This is a genomic window from Sagittula stellata E-37, from assembly GCF_039724765.1.
Taxonomy (GTDB): domain Bacteria; phylum Pseudomonadota; class Alphaproteobacteria; order Rhodobacterales; family Rhodobacteraceae; genus Sagittula; species Sagittula stellata.
Genome location: NZ_CP155729.1, coordinates 386137 through 400447 on the forward strand (window position 1 = coordinate 386137; position 14311 = coordinate 400447).

13 protein-coding genes are annotated in these 14311 nt (G+C 61.7%); 5 read left to right on the plus strand and 8 right to left on the minus strand.

Annotation, left to right across the window (positions count from 1 at the left end; all coding sequences use genetic code 11):
• Positions 1-19 precede the first annotated feature (19 nt).
• Both ABFK29_RS01930 and ABFK29_RS01935 read right to left on the minus strand, forming a co-directional pair.
• Positions 20-673: a DUF6629 family protein gene (locus ABFK29_RS01930; RefSeq protein ID WP_005858642.1), complete on the minus strand. Its 654-nt coding sequence runs from the start codon at positions 671-673 to the stop codon at positions 20-22.
• A gap of 209 nt (positions 674-882) precedes the next feature.
• On the minus strand, positions 883-1272 hold the full coding sequence (locus tag ABFK29_RS01935) for a PRC-barrel domain-containing protein (protein WP_050772409.1): 390 nt from the start codon (positions 1270-1272) through the stop codon (positions 883-885).
• A 621-nt stretch (positions 1273-1893) separates the two neighbouring features.
• Here ABFK29_RS01935 and ABFK29_RS01940 point away from each other — a divergent pair.
• From ABFK29_RS01940 to ABFK29_RS01955, 4 genes are all read left to right on the plus strand, one after another.
• Complete coding sequence (locus ABFK29_RS01940) at positions 1894-3525, plus strand: FMN-binding glutamate synthase family protein (protein ID WP_005858646.1); 1632 nt, start codon at positions 1894-1896, stop codon at positions 3523-3525.
• 27 nt (positions 3526-3552) lie between these two features.
• Positions 3553-5265: a ubiquinone-dependent pyruvate dehydrogenase gene (locus ABFK29_RS01945; protein WP_005858647.1), complete on the plus strand. Its 1713-nt coding sequence runs from the start codon at positions 3553-3555 to the stop codon at positions 5263-5265.
• A gap of 48 nt (positions 5266-5313) precedes the next feature.
• Entirely contained in the window at positions 5314-5928 is a 615-nt protein-coding gene (locus tag ABFK29_RS01950; RefSeq protein ID WP_005858649.1) for a DedA family protein, read from the plus strand.
• Positions 5929-6108: 180 nt separating this feature from the next.
• The gene (locus ABFK29_RS01955; protein WP_157136461.1) at positions 6109-7398 is read left to right on the plus strand and encodes an APC family permease; all 1290 of its coding nucleotides are present in this window, start codon (positions 6109-6111) and stop codon (positions 7396-7398) included.
• 32 nt (positions 7399-7430) lie between these two features.
• On the opposite strand, the gene ABFK29_RS01960 is transcribed toward ABFK29_RS01955, so the two are convergent.
• The 6 genes from ABFK29_RS01960 to ABFK29_RS01985 are packed head-to-tail and all read right to left on the minus strand — an operon-like array spanning position 7431 to position 12353.
• Positions 7431-8027, minus strand: coding sequence for an NADPH-dependent FMN reductase (locus ABFK29_RS01960; RefSeq protein WP_232281547.1), 597 nt, complete (start codon positions 8025-8027; stop codon positions 7431-7433).
• A 25-nt stretch (positions 8028-8052) separates the two neighbouring features.
• Positions 8053-8364: a cytochrome o ubiquinol oxidase subunit IV gene (gene cyoD, locus ABFK29_RS01965; protein WP_005858656.1), complete on the minus strand. Its 312-nt coding sequence runs from the start codon at positions 8362-8364 to the stop codon at positions 8053-8055.
• Positions 8361-8996, minus strand: a complete 636-nt coding sequence (locus ABFK29_RS01970; RefSeq protein WP_005858658.1) for a cytochrome c oxidase subunit 3 — start codon at positions 8994-8996, stop codon at positions 8361-8363. The genes cyoD and ABFK29_RS01970 overlap by 4 nt, the downstream gene beginning before the upstream one ends.
• Position 8997: 1 nt before the next feature.
• Positions 8998-11076: a cbb3-type cytochrome c oxidase subunit I gene (locus ABFK29_RS01975; RefSeq protein ID WP_005858661.1), complete on the minus strand. Its 2079-nt coding sequence runs from the start codon at positions 11074-11076 to the stop codon at positions 8998-9000.
• A gap of 12 nt (positions 11077-11088) precedes the next feature.
• Positions 11089-12141 (minus strand): cytochrome c oxidase subunit II, encoded by a 1053-nt coding sequence (locus ABFK29_RS01980; RefSeq protein WP_050772410.1) that lies wholly within the window; start codon positions 12139-12141, stop codon positions 11089-11091.
• Positions 12138-12353, minus strand: a complete 216-nt coding sequence (locus ABFK29_RS01985) for a hypothetical protein (protein WP_005858665.1) — start codon at positions 12351-12353, stop codon at positions 12138-12140. The genes ABFK29_RS01980 and ABFK29_RS01985 overlap by 4 nt, the downstream gene beginning before the upstream one ends.
• 586 nt (positions 12354-12939) lie before the next feature.
• Between ABFK29_RS01985 and ABFK29_RS01990 the strand changes: the two genes are divergently transcribed.
• On the plus strand, positions 12940-14295 hold the full coding sequence (locus tag ABFK29_RS01990; RefSeq protein WP_005858667.1) for an MFS transporter: 1356 nt from the start codon (positions 12940-12942) through the stop codon (positions 14293-14295).
• Positions 14296-14311 lie beyond the last annotated feature (16 nt).

Consider the following 14311-nt stretch of genomic DNA (forward strand, 5'->3'; position numbering starts at 1 on the left):
CCGGGCCATGGGCCCACCCTCACGCCATGGCGGGCAAGGGCCGGATCTTTCCGGTTCGGAACTGCCAGTAAAGCAAGACACTGATCACGGCGGCGTAGAAACACCAGACCGAGGAGAAAGCATAGGATTTCATCAGGAACACGACCGTCAGTCCGATCAGGTTCAAGACCCCGAACCAACGGACCACGTGGAATCCCGACAGGACCAGCGCACCACAGGTCACGAGGATATAGAGGATGCCCGTCCACATCGTTTCCGTGACCGGGTTGGAATAGACGACAGACCTGTTCTCGGCGTAGCAGGATGTCGGGAAGGACATGACGCCCCAGATCATGTAGGCACCGAACACGAACGCCAGCGCGGTGATCGCGGCCAACGCCACACGTCGCCACGGGACGTCTTCCATGAGAAGAACCGAAAGCGGCATCGCGATGGGCAGTATACCCTGTGCGTACAGCAGGAACAGGAAAGCGGCATTGTCCCGCGACAGTTCACTGATCGCACCGTCAAGACCCAGCCAGACGAAGCCTTCGGTGAACTGGTGAAGCGCGAACAGCAGCGGCATCGCGCCAAACAGGACATCGCGCGGATGGCGGACATGGGCAAGTGTCGCGACACCGACAGCACCGATGACGGCACTGGCCACGAAATTGACCTCGGCAGAAATACACATGTGTGGCGGCTCGTATCGCAATCTCCGCCCACGTTATTGCAAATGACGCGGGCGCAATAAACTGGGAACGCGCCCACGCGAGGGATTTTTCGGATCAATCGCGGCTGGCCCTTGTCCTTGGGGTGCAACCGCCGCGCTTCGGTGGCTGGCCATGTTATCGCACCCGCCACGTGATCAAGGTTCGACGTATCTCGCGGCGTCGCTGGCGATCAGTCGAGCTTTGCGTCGGCCTTGAAGATGGAGGCTTCGATGTCGACGATCAGGCTGACGTTCCAACCGTCGACCCGCACTTCGGCACTGTCGACGGGAACAAAGACATGTGCCGCATCGATCCCAAGAAAACCGCCCGCGTCGACGATGTAGCCGATGACACGGTCGGGATGCTGCCAGTCGAAGACGATGTCGTGCACGGTGCCGATATTCTCATCTGGACTGGCGTAGGCGGTCGCCCCGATGATCGAAGACGCCTTTTGCGCCGGTGTCAGCAGGGTATCCGGCACGGTGGTGAAGGGCTGCAGTTCTTGATTTTGGGCGGCAGAAGGTCCGGCGGCCACCGCGGCAAGAAGAGCTGCGGTAGCAAGGGTGGCGATGCGTGTCATGGCGATTTCCTTTTTCGTGTGTGAGGAGGCAAGGTCAGTCGGCCGGGCGTGGGACGCCACGAGCATGGACCAACGGTCCGGCTTGGCGTCGAAGGGCGGTCATTGGCGGCCCTCCGGAGAAGGGCGAACATTGCCGGCAAAGAGTTGCATGTGTCGTCTCCCGCGCCCCTCGGGCGGATTTCTGCATTTCAATCAAGGTCCACGGTTTCATGGATCCGACGATGGCTTCTTGACTGCGTGACTCTGCGCCTGACTGTCGGGAGTTTTACATTCGTGAAAATATCGTACGCGCTGGCCCGCGCGACCCGATGCGCTCCGGCAGGCCGACGTCGGGCGCAGTCGCATAGTGTTTCTGTGCTGCCTCGATCCGCGCCGAACAGGCGCCACACCTCCGTCGTATCGGTTCGGTTGTGCGTTTGAGCAAAACCGCGCGTTGAAGCCTGTCCAAGAAGCAGCGCAGGCTCTGAAACAGCGGGGATCCTCCGAAAACCGACACGGCACGGACAGCACGCGCCCACCTGTCAAAAAAGTAAGAACCTGGAAAGAGTGACACAAAGCCGAACCGGGATAAGTTCCGAGGATGCCAACTGCACGCGAACCCAAAAAAGAAAGACCGATCTCATGAGCGACCACCTGAACAGCATTCTCGACACATGCAAACGGGCGGTCGTTCCCATCATCGCCGCAGTGCTGTGCGTGGTCGCGCTTGTCGCTGGGTGGATCTGGGTGGCGGTGCTTCTGGCGCTTGTGGTCTTGCTGGGGCTCTACGATGCATTCCAGACCCGCTGGACCATCACACGGAACTATCCAGTGGCCGGCCGGATCAGGTGGCTTTTCCACGATCTGCGGCCGTACCTCCACAGCTATATCGTCGAGGACGACCTCGGCGGCACGCCATACTCCCTGGCGGCCCGGCGTCTTGTCCATGCCCGTGCCGATGGCGTCACTGACACGCAGCCCTTCGGCACCGAGCGCAATACCGACGAGGACACCTATCACTGGGTTGGCCATTCCATCTCGCCCACCAAGAACCCGGTAAAGTCGCCTCGGGTCGATGTGGGGTCGGATCAGTGCAGCAAACCATATTCGGCGTCGGTCCTGAACATTTCGGCCATGAGCTTTGGCGCGCTGTCGGCCAATGCCGTGCGGGCGCTGAACCTGGGCGCAAAGAAGGGCGGGTATTACCACGACACCGGCGAAGGCGGGCTGTCGCCCTATCACCTGGAAAACGGCGGCGATATCGTGTGGGAACTGGGGTCGGGCTATTTCGGCGCCCGCGACAAGGACGGCAATTTCGACCCCGGTAAGTTCGCCGAGACCGCGCAGCGCGACGAGGTCAAGATGACCGAGATCAAGCTGAGCCAGGGCGCCAAACCCGGCCACGGGGGCCTCCTGCCCGCGGCCAAGGTCACTGAAGAAATCGCAAAGATCCGTCAGGTGCCCGCGCATCAGGACTGCCTGTCGCCGCGCGGCCATTCGGCTTTTTCCACGCCGATCGAACTGCTGGAATTCGCCGCGAAAATGCGGGATCTGTCGGGCGGCAAACCCGTGGGCCTGAAACTGTGCATCGGCCAGCCGCACGAACCTTTCGCCATCATGAAGGCGATCATCGAGACCGGCATCCACCCAGATTTCATTGTTGTCGACGGTGGCGAGGGCGGCACCGGCGCGGCGCCGCTGGAGCTGTCAGACTGGGTCGGCATGCCCCTGTCCGAAGGCCTGATCCTGATGCGCAACGCGCTGGTGGGGGCCGGCGTCAAATCGCAAATCAGGCTGGCGGCGAGCGGCAAGGTCTATTCCGGCATGGGCCTGGCGCGCAACATCGCGCAGGGGGCGGACTGGTGCAACGCGGCGCGGGCCTTCATGTTCTCTGTTGGGTGCATTCAGGCGCAACGCTGCCATCTGGGCACTTGCCCGACCGGCGTCACCGCGCAGGACCCCAGCCGCCAGCGGGGACTGGTGCCGGAGGTTCAGGGCGAACGCTCGGCCCGGTTCCACGACAAGACCGTCGATGCCCTGATGGAGATCGTCGCGTCTGCCGGGCTGGAACATCCATGCGATCTGGAACCGCATCATCTGATGCACCGCAAGGGACCTGAAAAAGCGGTGCCGTTTGACCGGGTTCATCCATTCCTCACCGAAGGCGCCCTGTTGGATGCGCCCGAAGACACGATCTACGCGGATTTCTGGCGTGCGGCACAGTCGGGCAGTTTCCGACCGGCAGTCGATCTCGCCAAGGCGCGGGCAAAATAAACAAACTCTTTTCGAAGGATATCGAACATGGCCAAAGTTGCCGAAATCGTTGTGGATGCCCTGTTGGAAGCCGGCGCAAAACGCTGCTGGGGGATTGTCGGCGATACGATCAATCACTTCACCGATGCGGTGCGGAAGTCGGACCTGTGCTGGGTGCACGTGCGCCACGAAGAGGCCGGCGGTCTGGCCGCGGGTGGCGAAGCCTACTTCACCGGTGAGCTGGTGGTCTGCGCAGGCACCTGCGGGCCAGGTACGCTCCATTTCGTCAACGGGATGTTCGAGAGCCACCGCAATGGCGCACCCGTCGTTCTGATCGCCTCGGACGTGGCGCGCGCCGAGACCGGCCTTGGCTTCCCGCAAGAACTGGACCAACGCAAGATCTACGAACAATACAGCGTGTTCTGCGAATACATCTCGCATCCAGATCAGGCACGCCGGATCACCGTGCAGGCCGCTCAGGCGGCGCTGACCAAGGGCGGCGTCGCAGTGGTCATCGTCAATGGCGACATGTTCGAAGAAGACAGCAAGGACGACCTGCCCTGGTCCGTCCATCGGCCCAAATCGCACCTGCGCCCCGTGGACGCAGAGCTTGACGCGCTGGCTGAAAAGCTCAACGCGGCGGGCACCGTCACGCTTTACGCCGGGATCGGCGCGCGCGATGCCAAGCCTCAGCTTGTGGCGCTGGCACAAAAGCTGGCCGCGCCCATCGCCCACACCAGCCGCTCGAAGGAATTCATCGAGCCCGACAATCCCTACAACATCGGCATGATCGGCATCCTCGGCAACAAGGCGGGTGTCGAGGCGATCGACGCCGCCGATGTGATGCTCTGCCTTGGCACGGATTTCGCCTATACGCAGTTTTATCCCGGGCAGGAGAAGATTGTGCAGATCGACCGCGATCCAACGCATATCGGACGCCGCGCGCCGGTGGGCATGGGCCTTGTCGGCGATGTCGGCGCGACCATCGATGCGCTTCTGGACCGGCTGAAGCAGAAAAACGACAAGTCCCATCTGGAGGCCGCACGAAAGCAGTGGAAAAAGGATCTCGACGGCTATGCTGACGAGGCTGAGGAAAGCGATCCATCGCTCATCCATCCGCAGTTCGTCACCCACACGCTCGACCGCCTGGCCGCGCCTGACGCGATCTTTACCGCCGATGGCGGGTCGCCCATGGTCTGGCTGCTGCGGCACCTGACGGCGAACGGCCAGCGGAACTTCCTGACCAGCCTGCTGCATGGCACGATGGCCAACGCCTATCCGCAGGCCATGGGCGCGGCGGCGGCCTATCCCGACCGTCAGGTCATCTCGATGAGCGGCGACGGTGGCATGACGATGCTCATGGGCGATCTGCTGACGCTCAAACAGGAAAAGCTGCCGGTCAAAATTCTGATCTACAACAACGGCTCGCTCGGATTTGTCGAGATGGAACAACGTGTCGAAGGGTTGCTGGACAGCTACACCGGGCTTGAAAACCCCGATTTCGCCAAGCTGGCCGAAGTCTGCGGTCTCAAGGGTTGGCGCGTCGAAAACGCGGACGACCTTGAAGGCGCGATGGCCGAATGGCTGGCCGCCGACGGACCGGCCGTTCTCGACGTTCGGGTCAACCGTGTCGAATTGGTCATGCCGCCCAAGGTCGAAGCCGGTCAGGTTGCCTCGACCGCGCTGTTCGGGATGAAGGCCGTGCTGGACGGCCGCGCGCGCGAGGTCATTTCTCTCCTCCGCGACAATTTCCTGCGGTAGAGTGGAAGGAAAGTGTTCCATGCAGAAAGTTGAAAGGCGAGAGACTCCATGACCGTCTCGGTGGTGTCTGGCTGGGGGTTGCTGGGTGGCAGCATCCCGGCCGCCGTCTTCATTACCATCCTTCTTGAGGCTTTTGGCGTGCCGCTGCCTGGCGAAAGCGCGCTGATCGCCGCCTCGGCCGCCGCGGGGGCGGGCGAGACACGGCTGCCTTTGGTCTTTTTGGCGGCGTGGGCGGGGGCCGTAATCGGCGACAACATCGGCTACTTCATCGGGCGCCGATACGGGCAATCCTTGGTCGAGCGCTACGGCGCGCGCATTGGACTGACACAGGCGCTTTATGCGCGCGTCGAGCTCGCGGCGCGGAAATACGGGGCGTTCATGGTTGTCGTCGCGCGGTTCTTCGTCGTTCTGCGCCAATTCAACGGGTTGGTCGCGGGATCGACGGGAATGCCGTGGTTCCGGTTCCTTGTCGCCAACATCGTCGGCGCGGCGGCCTGGGCCGCAGTATGGACATTGCTGGGCGACAGGGCCGCGCGCTGGCTGACACACCATCCGAACGTGATGCACGCGGTTCCGCTGTTCGCGTTTGCAGCGGTTGCGATCTTTGTCTCCGTTCTTCTTTATCGAAGACGGGGCTCACGCCGAGGCCCCCGAGGGTCGTAACCTTTCGACGCAAGCGACACACGGCAGCGGAGACGCTGTCGTGACCGCGACGGAGCAACGAGACTGTAAGCATCGGCTGACTTTTCTTACATGTTTGTAATCACGGCACCAAATGCAGGTGATCGGGTTCCCCCACCATGTAGACGATCAGATATTCCATTCTCGAAGAAGGGGCAGACCGTGACTGACACCTCCAAACACAGCCTTTCGTTAATCGAAGTCGTCTCTCTAGGCATCGGCACGATGATCGGCGCGGGGATCTTCGCGCTCTTCGGCACAATCTCCGATCTTGCGGGGGGCTATGCCTGGCTGGCCTTTGCGGCCTCTGCCATCGTCTCCGCCTCTGCGGGATACAGCTATGCCGTTCTGGCGAGGTCCGCCTCGACCAATGGCGGGATCGCCGAATATCTGGACATCGGCTGGCAAGGTGGGCTGGTCGGGCGGACCATCGCCTTTTGTTACTATCTGTCGATTGCGGTCGTCCTCGGCCTCGTGGCGAAGTCCTTTGGTCACTACACGACCAAGGTGCTGTCCCTTGGCGACGGGACGGTCCTTTGGTTCGGTATCGCGGTGATGCTGCTCTTTCTTCTGATCAACGCGCTGGGGCTGCGTCTGCTGGGCCTGTCGGAAAAGCTGATGGTGGGCGCGAAGCTACTTGTCCTCGTCGGCTTCACCATCGTCGCCTTCACGCAATTCGACCCCGCCACCTATGCGCAAAACAGCGGGTCGGTCGCGTTCAACGCCGGCGACTTTGTCAACGCGGTGGCGCTGGCCAACCTGTCTTTTGCCGGTTTCGCGGTCATCGCGAACGCCGGTGGCGCCGTCCAGGGCGGCACCGGGACCATCGGGCGCGCCATCTTCATCGCCATCGCCGTGGTGGCGGCCATCTACATCCTGCTGGATATCGCGGTCTTCGGCAGCATCGACCTGTCGCGGATCGAACAGGCCAAGGACTACGCCCTCGCCGAAGCGGCCACCCCGGTTCTGGGGCAAGCGGGTTTCATGTTGCTTGGCATCACCGCGATGGTCTCCACGGCCACCAACATCAACGCCAATATCTTCTCGGGATCGAACACGATCAGCTACATGGCCAAGAACCGCGAGCTGAGCCCGACCCTGTCCCGGCATATCTTCCTGCGCCAGGGCAATATCGCGATGATCGCGACGGTGGTGATCGTGATCGTGATGCTTGTCTCGATGGATCTCGAGCAGATCGGTGACGTGGCCAGCCTGACCTTCCTGCTGGTTCACACCTTTGTCCCGCTCGGCGCGGCGCTTCACGTGGCGCGTGGCGAAGGGCGCGGGAACCGCACACTCTTGTGGCTCGCCGCGATCCTCAATGCCGGGGTCATGGTGTTCTTTGCCTACCACCTGATCGGCGACAAGACTTTGGAGCTTTATGTCTTCGGCGGTGTGGTGGTCTTTGCGCTGGCGTTCTGCGCGATCAGCAAGGCCATGATCGACCGGTAAAGCGGCTTGATGCGCCAGATGGAGCTGTGCGCCTACGTCGCGCAGAACTCTGCAAAGCGGCGTAGAAAATTCTCAACCTCCCGCCGCCCCTCGGGCAGATCCAAATGCTCTGCTATCTCGGCGGGAGATTTCTTCATCAGCTCAAAGCGCAAGAAGAGATCACTGGAAAACCGCGTACTGACCGTGGCCAGGACGATGCGCAGCTGGGCCAACACATCGTCGCCGCGGTGGGAGCTGTGCATCAGGGCGATCGGCTTGTGGATGATCTCATCGCGCGACACCAGCCAATCTATCGCGTTCTTCAGACCGCCGGGGATGGCCCTGACATATTCGGGACTGGAAATGATGAGCCCGTCGCAGCCTTGGATTTGGTCGACGAAGATCTGAACGGCGTCCGGCAGCGGGTCCGTTTCCAGATCCGGTGAAAAGACCGGCAAATCGCCAACCCTGTCGAACACGGAAATCACATGATCCGGGCGCCCGATATCCGCCACGGCACGCAGCATAGCCGTATTGGTCGAGAGCCGTCGGGCACTGCCTGAGATCGCAAGAAAATCCATGCGCCCGCAATACAGCGCACTGGCTTCCGCTTCAACGAACGCTGTGGCCGAGTGGGGGCCCTCTGGCATGTGCCGGAGCTCCGCGCGCGAGGGGTCACATCATCCGGGCCATCAGGTTGCCCAGCACCCAGACCGTTCCGGCGACCATGATCGCGATGATCAACCCGGTGAACAGGATAAGCTGCAAGTCTTCGCGTTTCTGGCGGGAGAAGTCGATGTGCAGGAAAAAGCGGAAGTGGACGACCACCTGCACGGCCGCTAGCACTGCCAGCGATGCAAAGATGCCCATGGGGCCGAAGGGTTGCAGGATCGCTGTCGCAAACGACAGGGCCGTCAGGACGATGGCCGCCGCAAAGCCCGTGAAATACATGCGCAGATCCTGTGCGCGTTCGTCGCGATCATTCATGTCAGCAGCCCCGGAAGAAAGACGACCGAGAAAATCCCGATCCAGATGATGTCGAGAAAGTGCCAGTACAGCCCCAGCCGCAGCACACGCGTTTTCACATCATCGGCAAAGCCGAATATGGCGATCTGAACGCAGACGACCAGGATCATGAGGCTGCCCACCGTGACGTGCAGCCCATGCAGCCCGACCAACGCCCAATAAGCGCTGAGATAGCCCGACCGCATCGGCACCGCGCCCTTTTCGGCCGCGTCGATGAAGTCGCGGACCTCAAGCCCCAGAAAGCACAGACCGAAGGCCAGCGAGGCCAGAAGCCAGAGGATCGTGCTGCGCGGCGAAGATCCGTGTTTCATGGCGACCGTCGCAATTCCGAAGAGCAGCGAACTGATCAGTAGCGCTCCGGTCTGCAAGCCGATGCTTGTGACATCGACGATGTCGGCATTGCCCGGCCCCCCCGCCGTCGCATGAATCGAGGCGGCATAGGTGGCAAAGAACATCGCGAAGGTGACGAGGTCACTCATCAGGAAGATCCAGAACCCGAAGACAACCGTCTCGGCGTCCTTGTGCGCCTGACCGTGTGCGGGGCCAAGGTTCAGTCCGGGATGGCTGTTGGCGTTCGCGGTCGATGTCGTCATCTCACGCCTCCGAAATGCGGGCGGCAAAGCCGCGATTGTCTGTGGAAACCTCGTCGCGCCGGTCGGTGAACCGCCCTTGTTGCGCCATGGCGATCCAGTCCCGCTCGGTCCGCTCGATCACGTCGGCGGGAATGATCTCGCCCTTGTCGCGGACGAAGCCGAGGCCGATGGCGTGGATCAGCAGCGCAAGTCCCGACAGGATGGCCAGCCACCACATCCAGAACACCATGGCAAAGCCCAGGGCCGTGCCGAAGACGATGATCGTCAGGCCGATCCAGCTGGTCGGGGCCAGTTCGATATCCTCGTAGGAGTTGGCTTCGATGTCGTAGACGGTTCCTTTCGACTTCTCGACTGCAAAGGCGTCCTGGCTATGCACCTCGGGGATGAAGGCAAAGTTCCATTCCGGCACCGGCGCTGGCGTGGCCCATTCCAGTGTCCTCCCGTCCCATGGATCACCGCCGGGCACCGCCAGCGCCTCGCGCCGTTTGGCCGAGACAACGAAGGTGCCGATCAGCGCGCCAAGCGCCGCGAGAACGCAAAGCGCTCCACCCATCGTCACGATCATATAGGGGATGTAGCTGGGATCGTCGAAGGCCGGGCTGCGCCGCGGCATCCCCATCAGGCCAACAACGTAGAGCGGCATGAAGGCGAAGGTGAAGCCGACAATGAAGAGCCACGCGGTGGTGGCCGACCAGCGTTCGTCCAGACGGAAACCGAAAAACTTCGGGAACCAGACATAGATGCCGGCCAGCACCGCAAACAGCGTCCCGGGCAGCAGCACATTGTGGAAATGCGCCACCACGAACTGGCTGTTGTGCACGGTGAAGTTGATCGTCGGATTGGCCAGAAGGATGCCGGTATAGCCGCCCACCGCGAAGAAAAAGATGAACCCGGCCAGATAGATGATCGGGGTCCGCATCCGGATCCGTCCGCCCCAGAGCGTGGCGATCCAGACATAGACCTTCACCCCCGTGGGGATGGCGATCAGCATGGTGGCGACGCCGAATGCCACGTTGATCGTCGGGCTTTGGCCCATGGTAAAGAAGTGGTGCAGCCAGACGGTAAAGGACAGCACGGCGATGGCCATGGTGGCGATCACCAGCGACATGTAGCCGTAGATCCGCTTGCCCGAAAAGATCGCCGTGAACTCGGAATAAAGGCCGAATGCGGGCAGGATCAGGATATAGACCTCCGGATGGCCGAACATCCAGAACAGGTTGGCGAAGTTCATCATGTTTCCGCCAAGGTCGTTGGTGAAGAAGTGGAAATCGAGATACCGGTCCAGCGCCTGCATGATGACCACGGCCGTGAGCGGCGGCAGGGCAAAGACCAGCAGGATCGAGGTGCAGAGCGCCGTCCAGACAAAGATCGGCATCCGCATGAAGGTCATGCCGGGGCAGCGCATCTTGTAGATCGTCACCGCAAAGTTGATCCCCGTCAGCAGCGACCCGATCCCCGACAGGCCCAGCGACCAGATCCAGTAATCCGGGCCCGTGCCGGGTTGGAAGGCGACGCCGGTATAGGGCGGATAGCCGGTCCAGCCGCCGGTCGCGAATTGCCCGACGACGAGGCTGATCATCAACAGCATCGCGCCGACAATGGTAAAGCCAAGGCTGATCTGGTTGAGCCGCGGGAAGGCCACGTCGCGCGCGCCGATCTGCAAGGGCACCAGAAGGTTCATGAAGCCGATCAGGAAGGGCATGAGCACGAAGAAGATCATGATCGTGCCGTGGGTCGAGAACAGCTCGGAGAAGTGGTCGGGCGTCAGGTAGCCGCCCTGGTACGAGGTGACGTATTGCGACCGCATCACCACGCCTTCGGCCACGCCGCGGGCGAACATGACAAGGCCCGTGACGATATACATGATGCCGATTTTCTTATGATCGGTGGTGTTGAGCCAGGTGAACAGCAGGGGCCTCCACCAACCCTTGATCAGCAGCAGGGCGGCGACGATGACCCCGCCGATAACGGCCAGCCACCCGGCGGAACTGCCGACGATGTTACTGGCCGTGGGGTCGCGAAAGATGTCAAAGATCGCGATGTCGTCCCAACCGAGACGTCCGAAGAAAAAGTGTTCCATGTCCTGTCGCTTCTACTGGCCGGACCCGGCGGGATCGGTAGGGGTGTCTGTTTGCGCCATGTTCATCTGGCTCATTCCGAAATGGCCGTTCGCCAGCAATGTGTCGCAGGCACCAGTGGGCAAGGCGCCTTTCGCAGGATCGTAGAGGGGGCTTCCCGGCTGTGCCTCTGGCGGCACGGCAGTGCCCTGATGATAGCGGGCCACTACGCGGTCAAAGAGGCAGGCGTCAGCCAAAGGCCGAAGCTCCGGCGTGGCGGGGTGGTATTCCTGCGCGCTGTCACCCTTTACAACCAATCTGGCATAGCTTTCGGCATCCAGCGGCGCGCCCGTGGCGCCATCGACCCAGGCGTCGAACTGTGCCGCCGACACGGCACGCATCGGCACACGCATGTTCGCGAACCCGTAGCCGTTGAACTGCGTCTGTGTCGCCAACCCTTCACCCTCGCGATTGGCGGCCAGGTTCAGTTTGGTGATCATCCCCGGCATCGCGTAGATCTGCCCGGCAAAGCCGTTCGGCAGAAAGCTCTGCATCACCGTGTCCGTGGTCAGGCGGAAGGTGACGGGACGGCCTGTCGGGATGACGATTTCGTCCAGCGCCGCGACCTGTTGGTCCGGGTAGATCGCCAGATAACGGAAATCGGTGCCCACAAGATCGATCTCAAGCGGGTCGTCCCCCAAAGGTTGGTACGGATCCAGCTTGAGCGTGGCCTGTGCGAGCCAGAACGCCAGAACGCAGATCACGAGGACGGGCACCCCCCAGATCGCGGCCTCGAACCACTTGTTGAACTCCCAGTCGGGCGTGTAGCGCGCAGACCCCCCAATTCGGTAGCGAAACAGCATGATCGGCAAGAGGATCATCGCAGGCAGAACCGCCACCAGAGCAATCAGTGCGGCGCGGAGGAAGTGTGCCGACTGATCCTGCATGATCGGTCCGATGGGGCTGAACAGATCAGCGGCATTGGCCCGGTCCGGCGAGGCGATCAACAGGCCCGCAACGAACAAGACCGACACCGACGCCGCAGCTCTGTGGTGGTGCGCCGAAAGGACGAGCCGTCCAGCATTCATGCTGTCATGCCTCCTTGTGTCAGGTGGTCCGGCGTCGCGGCGACGAGTGCGGGGGGCACAAAGAGGTCATCGGTTTTGGTCGGTACGGTCTTCGCCTCTGTCACGACGCGCAGAGCCGCCGCAGGGGCGACGCGTCTCTCGGCGAAGACAAACCCGGAAACCGTCAAGCCACCCGGCGAGGCTTTGGACATTCTCATCGCATACAGCGGCATCGGGAGCCTCCAGAAAAGATCGGTCGTGAGCCGATGCGTGGCAACATTCGGCTAGGTCAGTTTCCACTAACAACAGCCAAGAAAGAACTCGGGCTGTCATGAAGTTTGCAATTATTTAAGGAAAGGGGTCAAAGCGCACGTACCGCTGTTTCTTTTCTACAACGCACCCCGTCGGCACCTTGCAGTTGCCGCGCTCTTGCGACCTCCGCCGACAGGGAAGTCGCGCGACTGATGGATGTGTAAACGATACGATAGGCTGCCAGCAGGTCTGACCCCATCAAGGTGACAGCAATTTTGGAACTGACGCGTTTCCCGTGCTGACGTCCGTCGCCAGAAAAATTCGGCGCGCGCGGCTGAGTGGGCGCGGCGGAGACAGCGTCGAACGGGCCACCAGCTTTCTGTTCAAAGGGAGGACAGCGGGTTTCGACCGGTTCTTTGCATTTCTTTGAACTTCCGAACCGGCTGAAGACAGGAAGCCGCTGCACAGTCATCGAGAGCGCAGAACGGGGGTCATCCTGGACTGACGTAGGGAGGAACCTGCGGGCGGTGCTGCGCGGACTGCAACACCGAGACAGGAAATATCCGTATGGCACATTCCACACCTCTGCCAACCCGATCCGACGCACCGATAAGCCATTATCGCTGGGTCGTCGTCGCGCTTCTCTTCGCAATCGTCGTGATCAACTACATCGACCGCTCGGCGATATCTTACGCCATCGACCCGATCTCGAAGGAGTTGAGCCTGACGGCCAGTCAAAAGGGCCTGATCCTTGGCGCGTTTGGCGTGGGCTATATGTTCACGACTTTCATCGGCGGCGTGCTCACGGACCGGTTTGGGCCACGCATTATCCTGACCGTCGCAGTCATCCTTTGGGCGGTGTCGAGCGCACTGACCGCTGTCGCATCCAGCTTTTTCCTGTTGCTGGCCTTGCGCGCGTTGCTCGGCCTGGCCGAAGGGCCGATGTTCCCGGGCCTGACCGGCGCGGTTGCGCACTGGCTCTCACCGAAGGAGCGGGCCAAGGCACTTGGATATTCGCTGGCGGCGGTTCCGCTGGCTCTGGCCATTGGCGGCCCCATTGTCAGCGGCATCCTGTCCCTGACCGACTGGCGCTCGCTATACTGGATACTCGCCGTCGGAAGCCTTGTGTGGTTTCCGTTGTGGTTCTGGATGTTCCGCAACCGCCCCGAGGACTCCGCCCACGTGAACGAGGCCGAGCTGGCGCAAATACGGCACAAGGATATCGAAGTCATCGACACGGGCCGCGGCACAGGAGAGGTCGTGCCAGCCCGGTCCGACAACGCGACCGCGACCACGTGGAAGAGGCTCTTCACCAATCCGACATTGTTGGCCAATTACTGGGCGTTCTTCGTCTTCGGTTACTTCCTGTTCTTCTTCATGACCTGGCTGCCCGGTTTTCTTGAACAGAAATTCTCGGTCTCTGTTGCCAACGTGGGCTGGTTCTCTTTCGTGCCCTGGGCGGTGGCGGGTGTCGTCCTGCTTCTTCTGGGCAACCTGTCCGACGGGCTGCTGGAAAAAACCCAAAGCCTGCGGATCTCGCGCAGCTGGTTCATCATCGTCACGCAACTCATCGCCGCCGTGGTCATCGTGCCCGTTGCATTCACCTCGACCCTGTGGGTGGCCCTCGCACTGATCACCGTGGCGCTCGCGTCTTCGATGGGGGCAAATGCTGTCTACTACGCGATCAATGTCGACATTGCGCCCGACCGTTCGGCCACGGCGCTGGGGCTCATGGACCTCTTTTTTGCGGTGTCCGGTTTCGCCGCGCCGGCCATCACCGGCTGGGTGGTCGGCAGCAGCGGCAGCTTCACGCGGGCGTTCTTCATCCTCGCGGCGCTCGCGGGTTCTTCGGTTGTGCTGACGTTCCTCTTCCACCGTCCCGACCGCGACGCCATCGACCATCCCTACCCGGACGCGCGCTGAGACGTCCACCGATCCA